We start from the raw sequence: 21,048 nt of genomic DNA on the forward strand, positions 1-21,048 counted from the left end.
ATGAAGAACATGAAAAGAATACTGGGAACATTTTTACTGAGTGCACTTGTTTTGAGCAGTATGGCTCAGGATAAAGTGATCGATCAGATTGTGGCCATCGTAGGTGGTAACATTATTCTGAAATCGGACATCGAGAACATGACCATCAACCAGCAGGCACAGGGAATTACTACCGAAGGAGACATGAAATGCGAAGTCCTCGAGGAATTCCTGATCAACAAATTACTGGTTGCAGAAGCCGAACTCGACTCGCTGATTACGGTAACACCAAGCCAGGTGAATCAGCAAATGGATCAGCAAATGCAAATGTACCTGCAACACTTTGGCACCGAGAGCGCAGTGGAAGCGTACTTTAAAAAACCAATCGCAATGGTAAAATCAGAAATGCAGGAAGCCATTCGCGACCAGTTGCTCAGTCAGCAAATGCGATCTAAAATTGTTGAGAACGTTACCGTAACACCTTCCGAGGTGCGTTATTATTTCCGTAACCTCGACAAGGAACAGATACCGACAATTCCAACACAGTACGAATATGCACAAATTACGATACAGCCGCAGATTGATCTGGAGGAACAGAACCGGGTAAAAGCCAAACTTCGCGATATTAAAAAACGAATTGAGAACGGTTCCAGCTTTGAAGCTATGGCCGTAATTTATTCTGAAGATCCGGGCTCTGCCAAAGACGGTGGTCGTTTGCCTTACATGGGCCGCGCCCAACTCGACCCTACTTATGCTACTGCAGCGTTCAACTTAAAAGGCGATAAAATATCGAATGTGGTTCAAAGTGAGTTTGGATATCATATTATTCAGCTGATCGATAAACAGGGAGGTAAAGTAGCCACTCGTCATATTCTGATGAAGCCAAAAGTTTCGGTGGATGCTCTTGAAGAAGCGCACGATCGACTGGACAGCCTGGCAACTCTTATCCGTAAAGACGAGATCGTTTTTGAACAGGCCGCTGCCATGTTCTCTTTCGACAAAAACTCGCGAAACAACGGTGGAATCGCCATCAATCCAAATACTTTATCTTCGAAATTTGCAGTTGAAGAACTGGATGGTGATGTAAGTAAGATCGTTACAAAAATGAACCTGAACGAAATTTCGGAACCCTTTGAAACCATCGATCCGGAAAATCAACAAACCGTGTTTAAGATTGTTAAACTGACAAATAAAATTGATGCGCATAAAGCCGATTTGCAAAATGATTATCAGGTTCTGGCCGATCTTTACCTGAATAAGAAAAAAGAAGATGTGCTGCAGGAATGGATTGCCGATCAGCAATCGCAAACCTACATAAGAATTGATAATACCTATGCAAACTGCAACTTTAAATTTGACAACTGGATAAAATAAGCACATAAAAATCACCCATGGAGTACAAAAACGATGTAGCTGCGCTGGATGCTCTGCGCGATAAATTCGAAGAACTTAAAAACGAAATAAAAAAAGTAATTTACGGACAGGACGAAGTGATCGAGCAGGTGCTTGTATCGCTTTTCAGTCGCGGGCATGTGCTTTTGATCGGAGTTCCGGGTTTGGCAAAAACTTTGCTGGTAACAACCATTGCAAAAACGCTGGGATTAAAATATAACCGTATCCAGTTCACGCCCGACCTAATGCCTTCGGACATTATCGGAACTGAAATTCTCGATAACGAACGAAATTTCAAATTTATCCAGGGGCCGCTTTTTGCCAACATCATTCTGGCCGACGAGATTAACCGTACGCCGCCTAAAACGCAGTCGGCACTGCTTGAAGCGATGCAGGAAAGAGCAATTACCGCCGCCGGCGAACATTTCGAACTCGAAAGTCCGTTTTTTGTACTGGCCACGCAAAACCCGATTGAGCAGGAAGGAACCTATCCCCTTCCCGAGGCTCAACTCGACCGTTTTATGTTCTCCGTTTGGCTCGATTACCCAAAACTGGATGACGAACTTACGATTGTGAGAAATACGACCTCAACCTTTAACAGCGAGCCAAAAACTGTTATTTCGGGTAAAGAGATCAACTTTTACCAGGACCTGATCCGCAAAGTGCCGGTAAACGATAACGTGCTGCAATATGCTGTAACTTTGGCCGCTAAAACACGGCCGGGTAATGGTCACGCCGCCGAAGTTTCGAACCAGTATTTAAAATGGGGTGCCGGGCCGCGAGCCTCGCAGTATTTGGTATTGGGAGCAAAAACACACGCAGCGCTTCACGGGAAATATTCACCCGATATCGAGGATGTAAAATCAGTTGCACCATCCATTCTAAGACATAGGATCATTAAGAATTACAAGGCGGAGGCCGAGAATAAATCCATCGACGATATTATCGATCAATTGCTTTAATGCATACTTGTCGTTTCAATATTAAAACAAAAGCCCCTTTCCAAATTCTGATTCTGGGGCTGATACTTTTATTGCCCCTTTTCACGCATGCTCAGCAAAAAAAAGAAGTGGAGATTTTACAGGCCGGTTCATTCGAACAGAGTGAGAATATGGCCAATGTACAGCGCCTGCTGAACGATGTGATCATTAAACACGAGGATATTTTGATGTACTGCGACAGCGCTTACACTTACGAAGGTACAAACCGCGTTGATGCCTTCGGTCATGTTCACATTAACCAGGGCGACACCCTTCACCTGTACGCACAAAAGGTTTTTTATGACGGCGACCGGAGTTTTGCACAGGCCATACATGATGTTGAACTACACAATAAAGAGATTATTCTGTACACCGATACGTTGGATTACGACATGGAACTGGACATTGGTTATTACGACTGTTTTGGCAAGGTAGTCGACAGCACCAACACGCTAACCAGCAAAGTGGGTAAATACTACCTGAATGATAATCTCGCGCATTTTACCGATAGTGTCGTGGGCTTCAGCGAAAAGTACACCATGGACAGCGAGAACATCAAGTACAATACCGAAACCGAAATTATTTATTTTGCAGGCCCCACAACTATTCGCGACTCGGTGAACACGCTTTATGCCGAAGATGGCTGGTACAACACCATGACCGGTGAAGCCGATTTGAAAAAACATCCACAGGTTTATAACGACACCCAAATGTTAAAAGCCGATCAGATAATATACAACAAAGGTGAGGGCGACGGTTTTGCCTACGGGCATGTCCATCTTGAAGATTACGAAAACCGCACGATCGTTAAAGGAAATAACGTGGAATACAACGAACTTACCGAACGTGCCAATGTTACTGACTCCGCCATTTTTATTTCGTACAACGCCACTGATAGCCTCTTTCTACACGCCGATACATTGCGCACCATGCCCGACACCGTTGAAGGTGAGAACATTATTAAGGCGTATTATGGTGTGCGTTTTTTTCGCCACGATGTGCAGGGCGTCTGCGATTCGCTGATCTACTTCACGAAAGATTCGCTCGTTCAGCTTTTTGATAATCCTGTTTTGTGGTCGAACATGCAACAAATTAGTGCCGACAGGATTGAAATGTTACAGCATGCCAACGCTCCCGACGAGTTAATGATGTACAAGAACAGTTTTATTATTGCCGAACAGGATTCGGGAATGTACGACCAGATTAAAGGTAAGGACATGAAGGGCTATGTAGTGAACGGCGTATTGAACAACATTGATGTTGACGGTAACGGACAAACATTATATTATGCCCGTGAAAAAGAAGAGATCATTGGGATGAACAAGGCCGAGAGCAGTAACATTTCCATACGTTTCAAAGACGGGAAAATTTTTAAAATTGCTTTTCAAAAACAACCGACAGGGGAACTTAAACCACTTCTCGACCTGACAGAGAATGATAAGAAACTTCCTGCGTTTAAGTGGTTGATCGATCTTCGTCCGGTTTCGAAAGACGATATTTTTCGCCTGTCGAAAGAAGAACCAAAAGCAGAGGAGCCGGGATTAAAAGAAGCAGCGGGCAAATAGGGCTATTATTGTTTTTTAAGGCGACACGCCACTTTTAACTTCATTTTTTTCTTACTTCTTGTGCTATCTGTAGCTAAAATGTAAACTTTAAAGTACCTCGGAATGTTAATGTAAATCTCACATTAAAAAAATCAGGAAATCAAACAGACCAGAATTTAATGTACCCATGATCTTTTAAAAAGAGCAGAATTAAGCATACAAAAAGCATCAATCGTTTAAATTTGGAACAAACTAAGTAACGAAACAATGGATTACATCGCCATCAATAAAAAACTCTGGGATCGGAAAACTGAAATTCATTACAAGTCTGAATTTTACGATGTGGATTCTTTTTTGAAAGGCAAAGACTCGCTCAACAAAATAGAACTTAATCTTCTGGGTGATCTAAAAGACAAAAAAGTACTGCACCTGCAATGTCATTTCGGGCAGGATACCATATCACTATCCCGACACGGAGCCATTGCAACCGGAGTCGATCTGTCGGGAAAAGCCATTGAAAAAGCGCGTGAACTGAATGACAAACTTGGAACAAATGCCCGCTTTATTCAGAGCGATGTGTACCAACTTCACGAAGTGCTTGATGAACAGTTTGATATTGTTTTTACATCCTACGGTGTAATTGGCTGGCTTCCCGACATGAAGAAATGGGCCAATGTGATCCACCGTTTTTTAAAACCTGGTGGTAAACTTGTTTTTGTAGAGTTCCATCCCATTATCTGGATGATGAGTTACGACTTCGAACGCATCGAATACAATTACATGGATTCGCCTCCTATTATCGAAGAACTGGAGGGCACCTACACCGACCGAGGAGCCGCCATTAAAGAAAAATCGGTATCGTGGAATCATGGCCTGAGCACAGTCATCGATGCACTAATTAAAACCGGACTAACCATTACTGACTTCAAAGAGTACAATTATTCACCCTATGATTGCTTTCAAAACACCATCAAAATTTCGGACAGAAAATATAAGATAAAAGGCCTCGAGGATAAGATTCCAATGGTTTACTCAGTAAAGGCTGTAAAGAATCTCTGAAGACCAATAAGAAGCATTTTTAATTCTTCCCAATACATGAGTATAGTCCAGCAAATCATTGAGATAACTTCGGTTTATTTCGAAAAAGTAATCGATTACAGCCAACTCAAAAACAGCTTCCGAGAACTACAAAAACTTACTGTATAATATCGGAGAACAGGATTTGGACAATAAGCATGGACGTACCGAAATTGAACGTCAAAATCAGAGTTTGTGGTATTATTCTTAACTTTTCTCACAAAAAAGCGTGTTTTGTTTTCATTTTTGAAAAATATTTTGATATTTGCAGGAAATCGTAAGTAAACGATCAAAATGAGATTAAACATCAACATTTCTATTCTAAGTATTATTCTTGATATTCTTCTTCTAGGTAAGCAGAACTGAGAATGGTATGTTGATATAAAATATTGTAAATTAAAATAGAAGCCATTCTCAGATTAGAGGATGGCTTTTTTAATGATACAAGGAACACATTTACAGACAATAAATAATTGAAATATACAAGACATGAGCGACAGACTTTACATTTTCGACACAACTTTGCGCGACGGAGAACAAGTGCCGGGTTGTCAGTTGAACACAGTAGAAAAGATTGAAGTTGCCAGAGCATTGCAGGATTTGGGAGTTGACGTTATTGAAGCCGGCTTCCCGATTTCTAGCCCCGGTGATTTCGAATCGGTAGTAGAGATTTCGAAAGCGGTAACATGGCCAACGATCACAGCCCTGACCCGCGCAGTAAAAAAAGATATTGATGTTGCCGCCGAATCGCTAAAGCACGCGAAAAAAGGACGGATCCATACCGGAATAGGAACATCAGATTTTCACATCTACCACAAACTAAATTCCAATCCTGAGGAAATTATTGAGCGTGGTGTTGAAGCCGTAAAATACGCAAAAAAATATGTAGAGGATGTTGAGTTTTACGCCGAAGATGCCGGACGTACTGAAAACGAGTACCTGGCCCGCGTAATCGAGGCTGTAATTAAAGCCGGTGCAACCGTGGTTAACATTCCGGATACAACAGGCTACACCCTCCCCCACGAATTTGGTGCAAAAATCAAATACCTGATGGATAATGTGCCCAACATTCACAAAGCGATTATTTCAACGCATTGTCACAACGATTTGGGAATGGCAACAGCCAACACCATTTCAGGAATTTTGAACGGAGCCCGTCAGGCTGAAGTAACCATTAACGGAATTGGAGAACGAGCCGGTAACACTTCGCTCGAAGAAGTAGTAATGACCCTGAAAACCCACTACCAGGCATTGGGCATTGAAACCGGAGTAAATACCAAAAACATTTACAACACCAGTCGTCTGGTATCAACGTTGATGAACATGCCGGTGCAACCCAATAAAGCGGTTGTAGGTAGAAACGCTTTTGCGCATTCATCGGGAATTCACCAGGATGGTGTATTGAAACACCGCGAAAATTACGAGATCATGGATCCAACCGATGTTGGCATCAACGAATCGGCTATTTTGCTGACTGCACGAAGTGGACGCGCAGCATTGAAACACCGTCTCGAATTGATGGGATTCCAGCTGGATAAACCAAAACTTGACGAGATCTACGAAGAGTTTCTGAAACTGGCCGACAAGAAAAAAGATATTCGTGATGACGATATCGCGCTGTTGGTTGGCGATGCTACCCGCCAGGAACGTCGTATAAAACTCGATTATCTGCAGGTTGTTTCGGGTAAAAGTTTGAAACCAATGGCTACGGTTTGCCTGGATATTGCCGGCGAAAAATTTGATGCTACTTCTGCAGGAAACGGTCCGGTTGATGCAGCTATTTCTGCAGTTAAAAAGATTATTCATCGTCAGATCGTTATCGAAGAATTTTTGGTTCAGGCCATCACCCGCGGTAGCGACGATATTGGTAAAGTGCACATGCAGGTCGAATACGAAGAGTCGATCTTTCATGGATTTGGTGCTCACACCGATATTATAACGGCTTCGGTAGAAGCTTTCCTTGATGCCATTAATAAATTGCCGGTTGCAAATTAAGTTTTAAGTATAGAATTCAAAGTTTAAAGTTAAGTTCCGTTTGAAAGAATGGATAGATATTATGGAAGCAAAAACATTATTTGATAAGATTTGGGATGCTCATGTGGTGCAGCAGGTTGAAGGTGGTCCCAATGTATTGTACATCGATCGTCATTTGATTCACGAAGTAACAAGCCCAGTGGCTTTTCTGGGATTAAAAACACGTGGATTAAAAGTATTCCGCCCCGATAAAACGACGGCAACACCCGATCATAACGTTCCGACCCTGGATCAGCACCTATCGATTAAAGACGAACTTTCGCGTAACCAGGTAGAAATGCTGAAAAAGAACTGTGCGGAACATGGTATTGTTTACCACGATCTGCAATCCGAAGGACACGGTATCGTTCACATTATCGGACCGGAAATGGGATTGACCCAGCCGGGGATGACCATTGTTTGCGGTGATAGCCACACCTCTACTCACGGTGCTTTCGGAGCTATCGCTTTTGGTATTGGCACCAGCGAAGTGGAAATGGTGCTGGCCAGCCAGTGCATCATGCAACCTAAACCGAAAAAAATGCGGATCACCGTTAACGGTGAGTTAGGCAAAGGCGTAACAGCAAAAGACATTGCACTTTACATTATTTCAAAAATATCGACCAGTGGTGGTACCGGTCACTTTATTGAATATTCAGGTTCGGCCATCAAAAATCTTTCAATGGAAGGCCGGATGACACTCTGTAACCTGAGCATTGAAAGTGGTGCGCGTGGCGGTATGATCGCACCTGATGAAACTACATTCAACTATGTAAAAGGTCGTCAGTTTGCACCAAAAGGCGAAGAATGGGAAGCTGCTCTTGCCAAATGGAAAGAGCTTAAAACAGACGAAGGTGCTGTATTTGATACCGAATACATTTATGATGCTGCCGACATTGAACCGATGATCACTTACGGAACAAATCCGGGAATGGGAATAGGTGTAACACACCAGATTCCAACTACAGAAGGCATGCAGGGAACCGACAAATCAACTTACCTGAAATCCTTGCAATACATGGGTTACCACGAAGGCGATGCCATGAAAGGCAAACAGGTTGATTATGTTTTTCTTGGAAGTTGTACCAACGGTCGTATTGAAGATTTCAGAGCTTTTGCGCAGTTTGTAAAAGGTAAAAAGAAAGCACCAAATGTAGACGCTTGGCTGGTTCCCGGATCGAAGCGTGTTGAAAGCCAGATTCGCGAAGAAGGACTGGTTGAAATCCTTGAAGAAGCAGGATTTGTTCTGCGTCAACCCGGATGTTCAGCATGTCTGGCCATGAACGAAGATAAAATTCCGGAAGGGAAATACGCGGTTTCTACCACAAACAGAAACTTCGAAGGCCGTCAGGGACCGGGTTCAAGAACCATGCTGGCTAGTCCGCTTACGGCGGCAGCAGCAGCAGTTAGCGGAGTAGTAACCGATCCAAGAGAATTAATGTAAAACCGCGAAGCGCAAAGCGCACAGGGCAAAACGAAAAAGCGCCTTGCTCTCTGCTCTTGGCTCTCTGCAAAATTTAAACAAAAATGGCATACGATAAATTTTCAGTAATAAAAACACCGGCAGTGCCACTGCCCATTGAAAATGTAGATACCGATCAGATCATTCCGGCACGTTTCCTGAAAGCAGTGGAGCGTAAAGGATTTGGCGACAACCTGTTCCGCGACTGGCGGTATGAAAAAGACGGAAGTCCAAAAGCCGATTTCCCGCTGAACGAAAGCAAATATTCAGGAAAAATATTGGTTGCTGGTAAAAACTTTGGTAGCGGTTCGAGCCGCGAACACGCCGCCTGGGCCATTTATGATTATGGCTTCCGCGTAGTGGTTTCGAGCTTCTTTGCCGATATATTCAAAGGCAATGCTTTGAACAACGGACTGCTACCGGTTGTTGTGTCACCGGAATTCCTTCAAAAAATATTTGACGCCATCGAGAACGATGTGAACACAACTTTTGAGGTGGATCTCGAAAAACAAACATTTACGATTGTAACTACAGGTGAGTCGACCGAATTCGAAATCAATCCATACAAAAAACACTGTTTAAAAAACGGATTGGATGACATCGATTACCTCGTGGCAATGAAAGAACAGATTGCTGAATTCGAAGCAGCAAAATAATGTCATAAAAAAGCTGAAGAATGAGAAGATTTATCTTCCTTCTTCCGGGAAATGGCAGCGATAAAACAGAAAGAAATGACAGGCAAAACAGTAGAAGTTAAGGGGAAAAGGTTGACCATTATGGACACCACCCTGCGGGATGGAGAACAAACCTCGGGGGTTTCGTTCAGCGATACGGAGAAGCTCAGCGTAGCAAAAGTACTTCTGGAAGATGTACAGGTCGACCGTCTCGAGATTGCCTCAGCCCGTGTTTCTGAAGGAGAGTTCAAAGGGACACAGCGCGTGATGAAATGGGCAGCCGAGAAAGGACACCTGGATAAAATCGAAGTATTAGGATTTGTTGACGGCGATATTTCGCTTAAATGGATCGAGGATGCCGGAGGAAAGGTCATTAATCTGCTTTGTAAAGGATCGTACAAACACGTTACCGAACAACTTCGTAAAAAGCCGGAAGAACACCTTGCTGATATCAGGAAGGTGATTAGCAATGCTGATAAGATGGGCATTAAGGTGAATGTTTACCTTGAAGACTGGTCGAACGGAATGCGCAGTTCGAAGGATTACGTTCATTTTATGGTTACAAATTTAAAAGATGAAAAAATCGACCGGATTATGTTGCCCGATACACTTGGTATACTTGATCCGGACGAGACCTATGAGTTCTGCAAAGAAATGATCGAAACCTACCCGGATGTGAATTTCGATTTTCATGCACACAACGATTACGATCTGGCTATTGCCAATGTATTTCATGCCATAAAAGCGGGTATTCGTTGTGTACATACCACTGTGAACGGTTTGGGAGAACGTGCCGGGAATGCACCGCTTTCGAGTGTAATTGCTACCATTAAAGACCACTTGAAAATGACGACCAACGTAAAAGAGCAACAGCTCAACAAGGTGTCGAAGCTGGTGGAATCTTTCTCCGGAATCCGTATACCAACCAACAAGCCACTGATCGGAGAATTTGTATTTACGCAATGTAGTGGAATTCATGCCGATGGCGACAGCAAGAACAACCTTTATTTTAACGAGCTGTTACCCGAACGTTTTGGTCGGATCAGGCAGTATGCGCTGGGAAAAACCTCAGGTAAGGCCAACATAAAAAAGAATCTTGCTGAGTTGGGTATTGAACTCGACGCTGAAGCGCTGAAAAAAGTAACGGACCGGATAATAGAACTTGCCGACGACAAGGAGACCATTACCAACGACGATCTGCCCTACATTGTTGCTGATGTTCTGGAGAATGATCTTTTTGAACAAAAGGTACGCGTGGTGAACTTTTCAGTGAGCTACACCATGGGATTACGTCCGGTGGCAAGCCTTGCGGTGGAAATCGATGGAAAAGTCTACGAAGAAACCGGCGACGGAGATGGTCAGTACGATGCATTCGTAAAGGCTCTTCGCAAAATTTACAAAGACCTTGGGCGTCCATTCCCGAAACTAATCGATTATGTGGTCACCATTCCTCCGGGCGGACGTACCGATGCTCTGGTTGAAACCGTGATCACCTGGAAAGATAAAAGGGAATTCAAAACAAAAGGACTTGATCCGGATCAGAACGCAGCGGCCATCAAAGCAACGATACGCATGCTCAACCTTATAGAAAACGAATTTAAACCCGGAATTCTGGATAAACTCATGAGTTCCATTTCATAATCAACTATTATTTAAATCAGATGAAGCTAAACATAGCAATACTTCCCGGCGACGGGATCGGGCCTGAAATTGTAGAACAGGCCATGAAAGCTGTAAAAGCAGTGGCCAAAAAATTTAATCACGAACTTGAATACAAATACGGATTGACCGGTGCAGCGGCCATCGACGAAGTAGGTGATCCCTACCCAGAAGAAACACATCAATTATGCATGAACTCCGATGCTGTGCTGTTTGGAGCCATTGGCGATCCGAAATTCGACAACAACCCAAAAGCTACGGTTCGTCCAGAGCAGGGTTTGCTGGCCATGCGTAAAAAACTGGGATTGTATGCCAACATTCGTCCGGTTGAAACTTTTGAATCACTGTTGCACAAATCACCACTTAGAAGAGAGCTCGTTGAAGGTGCCGATTTTGTGTGTATCCGCGAATTGACAGGTGGTATTTATTTTGGCGAGAAAGGAAGAAAAGACAACGGAAATACAGCGTTTGACACCAACACTTACACCCGTGAAGAAATAGAACGCATATTAAAGCTCGGCTATGAATTTGCAGCAAAACGCAATAAGAAACTTACTGTTGTTGATAAAGCCAACGTACTGGAAAGTTCTCGTTTGTGGCGCGAAGTTGCCCAGGAAATGGCTCCAAATTATCCGGACATCAACACTGAGTACATGTTTGTAGATAATGCCGCGATGCAAATTATCCAGTGGCCCAAAAATTTCGATGTAATGGTAACCGAAAATATGTTTGGCGATATCCTTACCGATGAAGCCAGTGTGATCACCGGTTCCCTCGGATTGTTGCCATCCGCTTCGATGGGAATCCACACATCAGTTTTTGAGCCTATCCACGGTTCTTATCCTCAGGCAGCAGGGAAAGACATTGCCAACCCGATTGCAACCATTCTTTCGGCAGCTATGATGTTTGAATACGCCTTCAACCTCATGGATGAAGGGAAACTGATCCGCGATGCAGTAGCTGCCTCGATGACAGAAAACTTTGTAACGGAAGACATTGCTGAAGGTCCGGCCTATAAAACATCGCAGGTTGGTGATTGGATCGCTGACTGGATCGAAAAAAATTAAATGATCATTAGTCTTCACTCAGTTGAAAAGACGGGTGACTGCCAAAATATAAAGAACCGTTCTTTCAATAAGAGAACGGTTCTTTTTTTGAAATCCAAAATAATAGATCAAAAGTTTTCAGCTCCAACACCATTCAAACTATAATTCTCAAAGCTTATCCAATTTCAATTAGGTGGTTTTCGCTTCAATAAACAAATTACCTAAAATCCATGCACCTTTTAGTGCATTCTAAATTAGCACCTTAGCTAAACATTTCCGATAAATTTTCGTTTTATATGCGACAGTTTAACAAAGATCATTTATGCATTTAGCGAAAGAGAAAACAGTATCAAACAAGCAAATAACTACAAAAGAAGCACTTGAAGATTATTTCATAGCGTATTTAAGCCGTCAGTTAAGTATTCTTGGAAGAAGAGAGGTACATAATGGAAGGGCTCATTTTGGTATTTTTGGCGATGGAAAGGAAGTTGCTCAGATTGCCTATGCTAAGAATTTCAAAAAAGGTGACTGGCGCTCGGGTTATTACCGCGACCAAACCTTTATGTTGGCGCTTGATTTGCTGCAACCTGAAGAGTTCTTCTCGATGATCTATGGCGATACCGACGATGAGATTAATCCTTCAACCGGAGGAAGGAATTTCAACAATCATTTTTGCACAACTAACATCACTCCCGAAGGAGAAATTAAAGACTTAAAAAAGCAGTATAACTCTGCTTCTGATATTTCATCGACAGGTGGGCAGATGCCTCGCATGCTGGGACTGGCACAGGCAGCAAAGATTGCGCGTCAACAACCCGACCTGGTCAAACACCTGAAAAACAACATCACCGGTAACGAGGTGGTCTTTGGCAGCATTGGCGATGCCAGTACATCCGAAGGTATTTTCTGGGAAACCATCAATGCTGCAGGAGTCATGCAGGTTCCGCTGGCAGTTGCCGTTTACGACGATGGTTTTGGAATAAGTGTTCCCACTGAATTACAAACCACAAAAGCCAGCATTTCGAAAGTCCTGAAAGGTTTCGAGAAGGAAGGAGAAAGCAACGGCATTAAAATCTACAAATGCAAGGGATGGGATTATCCCGGGTTGATCGAAACATTTAAAAACGGCATTGATTATTGTCGTGAAACACAAACACCTGTACTTTTTCATATCGATGAAGTAACACAGCCGCAAGGCCATTCGACTTCCGGATCGCACGAACGATACAAGACAAAAGAACGTTTGGATTGGGAGAATGAATTCGATGCACTGAATCAGATGCGCAAATGGCTGATCGATAGTGGCACGGCTGATGAAGATTTGCTCAAGGAAATAGAAAAATCGGCAAAAAATAAAGCTAAGAACGCCCGCGAAACAGCCTGGAAGAATTACACCAATGGTTTTTCGGAAGAACGTGCTGCCATTATAAAGATTCTGAATAAAATCGACGACAAAAGCGAATTACAAAGTCTGCGTAGGTTCGAAAAGGTTACCGACAAGATCTTCCCTACCCGAAGGCATCATTTGAGTTTTGCCAAACGTTTGAATCTCGAACTCCATGTTATTCCTGAATTAACTGAAGAGAAAAAGGAGTTAAAGGAATGGATCAAAAAATTTGAAGAGCGAAGCCGGGCGTTTTACAGTGGAGAACTGTATCGCACCGGCTCAGATTCGACATTGAATGTGGAAGCCGCCCCTGTAAAATACGATGATAATTCGGAAGAAGTTAACGGTTCGGTGATCGTCAATAAAAATTTTGAAGTTTTATTCGAGAGATACCCCAACCTCGTCACTTTCGGACAGGACACCGGAAAGCTTGGAGATGTCAACCAGGGCATGAAAGGCATGCAGCAAAAATACGGTTCGCAGCGTGTTTCCGATGCCGGAATTCGCGAAGCCAGTATTATTGGACAGGGAATTGGACTGGCATTGGCAGGCTATCGACCTATTGCAGAAATCCAGTACCTCGATTACCTGATTTATGCGCAATCACAATTGAGCGACGATCTGGCGACCATGCAATACCGTACCAAAGGAAAACAGGCAGCACCTGTTATTATTCGGACCCGCGGTCATCAGTTGCAAGGGATCTGGCACGCCGGTTCACCCATGCAGATGCTGCTCGGCTCTTTGCGCGGCATGTACATCTGTGTTCCACGCAACCTGACCCAGGCTGCAGGGTTTTACAATACGCTGCTCGCAGGAAACGACCCGGCACTTGTGATCGAACCATTAAAAGGTTACAATGTAAAAGAAAAACTGCCATCGAACCACGGCGATTACAAAGTACCGCTGGGTGTGCCTGAGATTATGCGTGAAGGAAGCGATGTAACTGTCGTAACCTATGCATGGAATGTGCACCACGCGATTAAAGCCGCCGATCTGCTTCAAAAATACAAGGGCATTTCCATAGAAGTGATCGATGTGCAAACCTTACTTCCCTTTGATATAAATCACATTATTCTTGAATCTGTTAAGAAAACAAATAAAGTGATTTTTATGGACGAAGATGTACCCGGAGGTGGTACGGCTTACATGATGCAAAAAGTACTGGAAGAACAAAATGCCTTCGATTACCTCGACACCGCACCGCGAACGCTTTCAGCCATGGAACACCGACCAGCCTATGGTATCGACGGTGAATATTTCTCGAAACCCAATGTTGAACGCCTTTTTCGCGAAGTGTATGAAATGATGGGTGAAGTAGATCCAAAAGCTTATCCACATCTGTAATACTTCTAATTATACAGTTGAATTCGGTTAAGAAATTCTATTTTTGTTGCAATACTTAAACCAACAAAGTTATTGCAATGAGATTTACATTATTTCTTCTGCTGCTATCGCTGTTTTTTAGCTGTTCAGTAAGCGAAACTCAACAAACATCGTCCTATGATTCTGAAACACTGGTGGACCTCGTTAATCCGTTGATGGGCACCGATTCCGAATTCAAACTCTCCAACGGAAATACCTATCCGGTGATTGCCCGGCCATGGGGGATGAATTTCTGGACCCCGCAGACCCGAAAAATGGGCGACGGTTGGGGATACACTTACGACGATTATAAAATTCGCGGATTCAAACAAACACACCAGCCAAGCCCGTGGATCAACGATTACGCCGCCTTTTCATTAATGCCGGTTACCGGCGAACTGAAATGGAAGGAAGACGAGCGTGCCTCGTGGTTCTCGCACAAAGCTGAAGTTGCCAAACCGCATTATTATAAAGTTTACCTGGCCGATCACGATGTCACAACCGAGTTCACACCAACAGAACGAGCTGTTGCTTTTCGTTTTACCTTTCCCGATAACGAATCGTCGTACATTGTGCTGGATGCCTTTAACGGCGGATCGATGGTGAAGATCATCCCGGAAGAAAGGAAGATCATCGGTTACTGTCAGAACAACCATGGCGGTGTTCCTGCCAATTTCAAAAACTATTTTGTTGCCGTATTCGACAAGGATTTTGAAATTACTAAAACCTGGAAAGAAGAAGATTTGCAGGATGCCGACGAAGCCAAAGGTTTTCATGTTGGTGCTGTCATCGGATTTAAAACTAAAAAGGGCGAACAGGTAAACGCTAAAATCGCATCTTCATTTATTAGTCCGGAGCAGGCTGAATTAAACCTGAGCCGCGAGATTGGTGACAAATCGTTTGAAACAATAAAAAAAGATGGCGCTTCAGTATGGGAAGAAGAACTTTCGAAAATAAAAGTTGAAGGCGGAACCGAAGAACTCCGTAAAACGTTTTACTCGGCACTTTATCGTGTGTTGCTTTTCCCACGTAGTTTTTACGAATACGACAAGGATAATCAAATCGTACATTACAGTCCCTATAACGGCAAGGTGCTGCCCGGTTATATGTATACTGATAACGGTTTCTGGGATACCTTCCGCGCCGTTTTCCCGTTTTTTACCTTGATGTATCCTGAACTCAATTCTCAGATCATGGAAGGACTGGCAAATACCTATAAGGAAAGTGGCTGGTTACCCGAGTGGGCCAGCCCTGGTCACCGTGGTTGTATGATCGGTTCGAACTCTGCATCGCTAATCGCCGACAGCTATTTAAAAGGCATTCGTGGTTACGACATCGAGACTTTGTACGAAGCCATATTGAAGAACACCGAGAACTGGATGGAGGACATCACTTCAGTAGGTCGTTTTGGAGCTGATTATTACAACGAACTTGGATATATTCCTTATGATGTTGGTATTCGTGAAAATACAGCACGAACGCTGGAATATGCATATGCCGATTACTGCATCTGGAAACTGGCGCAGGAACTTGATCGTCCGCAGCAAGAGATCGACCTGTTTAAGAAACGTGCTCGTAATTACCGCAATGTTTTCGACCCGGAACATAAATTGATGCGCGGAAAAAATGAAGATGGAACGTTTCAATCACCCTTCAGTCCATACAAATGGGGCGATGCATTTACGGAAGGAAACAGCTGGCATTACACCTGGAGCGTTTTCCAGGACATTGAAGGCCTGAAACAACTGATGGGTGGCAACGACGATTTTGTGGCCATGCTCGATTCAGTTTTTGTTGTTCCTCCAATTTTCGACGATTCGTATTACGGCGGCACCATTCACGAAATCCGTGAGATGCAGATTGCCGGAATGGGCAATTACGCTCACGGCAACCAGCCCATTCAGCACATGATCTACCTGTACAACTACACCGATAAACCCTGGAAAGCGCAGTACCATGTTCGTGAAGTGCTTGATAAACTGTACTCGTCGGCACCCGATGGTTATTGCGGCGACGAAGACAACGGGCAAACTTCAGCCTGGTATGTTTTCAGCGCCATGGGCTTTTATCCGGTTTGTCCCGGAACCGATGAATATGTGTTGGGATCTCCCCTTTTTAATAAGATCACCGTAAAACTTGAAAACGGAAATACTTTTGTAATCAATGCAGCAAACAATTCAAAAGACAATGTTTATGTTGATGCCGTGTCGTTGAATGGAGCGTCGTACAACAAGAATTTCCTGAAGCACGCGACGATACAAAACGGAGGTGAAGTTTCGTTTAAAATGGCGGCCAGGCCAAACATGGAAAGAGGAACCGAAGCGGAGAGTTTCCCCTACTCAATGACCAGCGAAGTGAAATAGAAATTTAAGTTACTTAGTATAAAAATGGGGATTCGACTGAGATCGGATCCCCATTTTTGCGAATGAACTGAAAGCTGAAAATCCTGATTTACGTAAACAATGATCAAACAAAATCGGGTATTTTGTTACCTTTAACACCCGTCAAAATCAGATTACAAATTATGTTTCACACTAAGCAAATAACAACCAGCAAATTAGCAGGTTTCCTATTCCTCTTCCTTTTTACAGTCGGACAGTTCAACGTACAGGCTCAGAACCCCAATGCCAACTTTAAGTACACACTTTCGTTTGAAGATCCGGCTTCAAATACCTACCAGGTTGAAATGAAGATTAAAAATGTGGATGCAGACACCCTGCAGTTAAAAATGCCCAAATGGATGCCGGGATACTATCAGATTATGGACTACGGAAAAGACCTGATTTCGATTGGCGCATTTAGTAGCGACGGACAAGAACTACCTGTAACACAGCAGAACGATAATACCTGGACAGTACCGGTAAATTCTTCGCAAACCGTAAAAGTAAACTACACTTTAAAGGCTGAAAGGCCATTTGTAGCCGTTAGTAAAGTAGATGAGGAGCATGCCTATATTGCACCGTGCAACACTTACCTGTATGTTGACGGTTTTCTGAACAATCCTGTTGAACTGAGCATTCAGTTGCCAAAAGGATGGAAAGACATTGCCACCGGACTGGAACCGGTTCAAGGCACGAAGAATGAGTTTACAGCTAAAAATTTTGATATCTTATACGACTGCCCCATCCTGATCGGTAATTTGGAAGAACTTCCGCCTTTTGAAGTACAAGGTGTCCCCCACCGGTTTATTGGCTATAAAATGGGCGATTTTGACAAAGAAGCTTTTCGCACAAAACTAAAAAAAGCGGTGGAAGCTTCTGTTGAATTGATGGACGATATTCCTTACCAACATTACACCTTTATTGGCATCGGTCCGGGAATGGGTGGAATCGAACACCTGAACAATACCACCATTAGTTTTAATGGGAACAATTTACGATCGCCGGAATCCATTAACCGGACACTGGCATTTATTACTCATGAATATTTTCATCATTACAATGTGAAACGGATCAGACCTGTTGAATTAGGACCTTTTGATTACGACAGAGAAAACCGGACGACCCAGCTATGGGTCAGCGAAGGACTAACGGTTTATTACGAATACATGATCATGAAACGTGCCGGTTTGCTGAACGCTGATGAATTGTTACAGGCATTCTCTGGTGTGATCACAGCTTCGGAGAATGATCCCGGGAAAGCCTACCAGTCGCTGGAACAGTCGAGCTACCGCACCTGGGACGAAGGCCCCTTTGGTGTTCGCGGTGGTCGCGACACTGCAATCACTTACTACGAAAAAGGACCGGTGGTTGGATTATTACTCGATTTTGCCATCCGTGAGGCCAGCGACAATCAACAATCGCTCGACGATGTGATGCGGTTTCTGTACAACAAATATTATAAAGAACTGGGTCGTGGTTTTACCGATGCTGAAGTGAAACAGGCCTGTGAATCTTTTGCAGGTAAAAAACTCGATGAGGTTTTTGAATACATTACAACCACCGAGCCTTTGGATTACGAGAAGTACCTGGGGTATGCCGGATTAAAACTCAACATCAACAAAGACAAGGAACTGCGTGCAAAATACGAACTGCTTAAGACCGAGGAGCTGAGCGCAAGGCAGCAATCCATTTTAAGTAACTGGTTGATGGAATAAAAAATCGGTACAAAGGAACAAAAAAATACCGGCAGTAATAAACCACCGGTACTTCATTATTATATCTTAAAACGCTTAATTATTCGTATCCTTAACGATCACATCGTGGGCTCCACCTTCTATTATACTGGTGGATGAAACCAGTGTAATTCTGGCGTCTTCCTGAAGTTCATTTAACGAACTCACTCCACAACTGCACATGGTCGCTTTAATTTTACCCACCGTTTGCTCCAGATTTTCCTTCAGTTTTCCGGCATAAGGAACATAGCTGTCAACTCCCTCTTCAAATTTAAGGGCGCTGTTTCCGCCCATATCGTATCGTTGCCAATTGCGGGCACGGTTCGATCCTTCGCCCCAGTATTCTTTTACATAGTTACCGTTAACCAGAAGTTTGCGGGTCGGGCTTTCATCAAAACGTGCAAAATAACGGCCCATCATCAGAAAATCGGCTCCCATGGCCAGTGCCAGTGTCATGTGATAATCCTGCACAATTCCGCCATCCGAACAGATTGGGATGTATTCACCGGTTTCGGCAAAATACTCATCGCGGGCTTTGGCTACTTCAATCAATGCGGTTGCCTGTCCACGACCTATTCCTTTTTGTTCGCGGGTAATACAAATAGAACCACCGCCAACTCCAACCTTAATAAAATCGGCACCGGCTTTTGCCAGGTAAAGGAAGCCTTCTTTGTCTACTACATTTCCGGCTCCCACCATTACAGTGCCGTCGTATTCATTCTTGACGTATTCCAGTGTTTCCTGCTGCCATTCCGAAAAACCATCCGATGAGTCGATGCACAAGACATCAACTCCGGCTTCAACGAGTGCGGGAACCCGTTCCAAGTAGTCGCGGCTGTTGATTCCCGCGCCTACCACCAAACGTTTATGCGAATCGAGCAATTCGTTCGGATTTCGTTTATGGCTGTCGTAATCCTTCCGAAATACAAAATATTTTAACCGGTTGTTTTCATCTACGAGAGGAAGCTGGTTCAATTTATGCTCCCAGATGATGTCGTTGGCCTCTGACAGCGTTACCGTATGAGGAGCCGTGATCAGATCCTCGGCAGGAGTCATAAACTCACTGACTTTTTTATCCGGGCTGTCTTTGCTCGGGCGATAATCGCGGCTGGTAACGATGCCTAATAGAACTCCCGACGAAGTTCCGTCGTCGGTAACACCAACCGTTGAAAAGCCTGTTCTAGATTTCAGGATCATGATGTCTTGTAGTGTGTTGTCTGGTTTTATATTGGCGCGGCTTTCAACAAAACCGGCTTTGTGGTTCTTTACACGTCGTACCATCTTGGCCTGCGATTCAATGGTTTGCGAACCATAAATAAACGACAAACCACCTTCTTTAGCCAGAGCAATGGCAAGACCATCGTCGGAAACCGACTGCATAATGGCCGATACAAATGGAGTATTTAGAGCAATTTTAGGTTGTTCTCCCTTTTTATATTTCACCAAAGGCGTTACCAGGTCCACATTATCGGGAGTATGCGCCTTGGTTGTTAAACCCGGAATAATCAAATATTCACTAAACGTTCTTGAAACTTCATTCATTATTTTTGCCATAACCTTCGAATAAAAAATTTCGCAAAACTATAAAAAAGTGGTCTTATTTACACCATATATTTCCGAATATTCCCCAACGTTAATTGTCCGCTTTACAATGGTTCGATATACATATTCCTAAACTGGATCTTCGAACCTTCGGCCTGTAACCCGATGCTGCCTTTTGTGGTTGAACAATCGGTTGCCACATTCTGAAGTAAGCCGTTCACATACAATTCGATGGTATCGTCTTTACAAACAATATCGTAACTATTCCATTCTCCCGCAGGTGTTTCATTGGTCGGTTGCATTTTCGGAATTAGCGGTTTTTCAGTTTCGGTCGAGGTATAAACCGTATCGTTCAAAGTCGCCTTATTATTAACACCATGAACGATAAAATCGCCCGCATTCAGGTATTTCAGCTGTCCCTGGTAATGCTCTATCCAAATCATATCGGGCGGATTTACATGCAGCATAACACCACTGTTCACGGGTTCTTCGGGATAACGCCACTCCACATGTAATTTGTAGTTGCTGTATTCTTTTTTGGTGCGCGCATAACCCAAGGGAACGCCGGGTGTTTCAATCACACCGTTTTTTACATAAAAGAAATTTTCAGGAAGAATGGAATCGTCTTCCAAATAAATCACCCAGTTATCCAAATCTTTTCCGTTGAACAGGTATTCCTTACTATCACTACAAGCTGTAAATATGCCTGAAAGAAGCAAAACGAAAAGTAGTTTTTTCATCGGAACAAAATTATTTTTTAGTGCTGCAAAATACGAATCAATCGCATTTATCACTTGTTTTTGCTGAAATGTAA

Annotated in this window: 14 protein-coding genes; 12 read left to right on the forward strand and 2 right to left on the reverse strand. The window is 43.4% G+C overall.

The genetic code is table 11. The features are described 5' to 3' along the window. The 12 genes from WFY05_RS12120 to WFY05_RS12175 all read left to right on the forward strand — a co-directional run bounded on the left by WFY05_RS12120 (position 1) and on the right by WFY05_RS12175 (position 18,674). Complete coding sequence (locus WFY05_RS12120) at positions 1–1,353, forward strand: peptidylprolyl isomerase (RefSeq protein ID WP_340113123.1); 1,353 nt, start codon at positions 1–3, stop codon at positions 1,351–1,353. Between the two features lie 17 nt (positions 1,354–1,370). Further along, positions 1,371–2,333, forward strand: a complete 963-nt coding sequence (locus tag WFY05_RS12125; protein WP_340113124.1) for an AAA family ATPase — start codon at positions 1,371–1,373, stop codon at positions 2,331–2,333. Continuing rightward, a complete protein-coding gene (locus tag WFY05_RS12130) occupies positions 2,333–3,916 on the forward strand; it encodes an OstA-like protein (RefSeq protein ID WP_340113125.1) in 1,584 nt (527 codons plus the stop codon). The genes WFY05_RS12125 and WFY05_RS12130 overlap by 1 nt, the downstream gene beginning before the upstream one ends. A 246-nt stretch (positions 3,917–4,162) precedes the next feature. Then, positions 4,163–4,954, forward strand: a complete 792-nt coding sequence (locus tag WFY05_RS12135) for a class I SAM-dependent methyltransferase (RefSeq protein ID WP_340113126.1) — start codon at positions 4,163–4,165, stop codon at positions 4,952–4,954. A gap of 507 nt (positions 4,955–5,461) precedes the next feature. Beyond that, positions 5,462–6,967 (forward strand): 2-isopropylmalate synthase, encoded by a 1,506-nt coding sequence (locus WFY05_RS12140; RefSeq protein WP_340113127.1) that lies wholly within the window; start codon positions 5,462–5,464, stop codon positions 6,965–6,967. Between the two features lie 40 nt (positions 6,968–7,007). Then, entirely contained in the window at positions 7,008–8,429 is a 1,422-nt protein-coding gene (gene leuC / locus WFY05_RS12145; protein WP_340113128.1) for a 3-isopropylmalate dehydratase large subunit, read from the forward strand. An 83-nt stretch (positions 8,430–8,512) separates the two neighbouring features. Then, complete coding sequence (gene leuD / locus WFY05_RS12150) at positions 8,513–9,103, forward strand: 3-isopropylmalate dehydratase small subunit (protein ID WP_340113129.1); 591 nt, start codon at positions 8,513–8,515, stop codon at positions 9,101–9,103. Positions 9,104–9,178: 75 nt separating this feature from the next. Next, the gene (locus WFY05_RS12155; RefSeq protein ID WP_340113130.1) at positions 9,179–10,762 is read left to right on the forward strand and encodes a hydroxymethylglutaryl-CoA lyase-like TIM-barrel protein; all 1,584 of its coding nucleotides are present in this window, start codon (positions 9,179–9,181) and stop codon (positions 10,760–10,762) included. A gap of 20 nt (positions 10,763–10,782) precedes the next feature. After that, positions 10,783–11,847 carry a 3-isopropylmalate dehydrogenase gene (gene leuB / locus WFY05_RS12160; protein WP_340113131.1) on the forward strand — a complete coding sequence of 355 codons (1,065 nt, stop codon included), beginning with the start codon at positions 10,783–10,785 and terminating at the stop codon, positions 11,845–11,847. A 301-nt stretch (positions 11,848–12,148) separates the two neighbouring features. Continuing rightward, a complete protein-coding gene (locus tag WFY05_RS12165) occupies positions 12,149–14,560 on the forward strand; it encodes an alpha-ketoacid dehydrogenase subunit alpha/beta (protein ID WP_340113132.1) in 2,412 nt (803 codons plus the stop codon). Between the two features lie 77 nt (positions 14,561–14,637). Then, positions 14,638–16,941 (forward strand): GH92 family glycosyl hydrolase, encoded by a 2,304-nt coding sequence (locus tag WFY05_RS12170; protein WP_340113133.1) that lies wholly within the window; start codon positions 14,638–14,640, stop codon positions 16,939–16,941. Between the two features lie 161 nt (positions 16,942–17,102). After that, on the forward strand, positions 17,103–18,674 hold the full coding sequence (locus tag WFY05_RS12175) for a M61 family metallopeptidase (protein ID WP_340113134.1): 1,572 nt from the start codon (positions 17,103–17,105) through the stop codon (positions 18,672–18,674). A gap of 75 nt (positions 18,675–18,749) precedes the next feature. Here WFY05_RS12175 and WFY05_RS12180 read toward each other — a convergent pair whose 3' ends face one another. Beyond that, on the reverse strand, positions 18,750–20,246 hold the full coding sequence (locus tag WFY05_RS12180) for an IMP dehydrogenase (RefSeq protein WP_340113135.1): 1,497 nt from the start codon (positions 20,244–20,246) through the stop codon (positions 18,750–18,752). Between the two features lie 92 nt (positions 20,247–20,338). Then, positions 20,339–20,974, reverse strand: a complete 636-nt coding sequence (locus tag WFY05_RS12185; RefSeq protein WP_340113136.1) for a 3-keto-disaccharide hydrolase — start codon at positions 20,972–20,974, stop codon at positions 20,339–20,341. Positions 20,975–21,048: the final 74 nt, after the last annotated feature.

The sequence above is a fragment of the Maribellus mangrovi genome (assembly GCF_037646455.1).
GTDB classification, from domain to species: Bacteria; Bacteroidota; Bacteroidia; order Bacteroidales; family Prolixibacteraceae; genus Draconibacterium; species Draconibacterium mangrovi_A.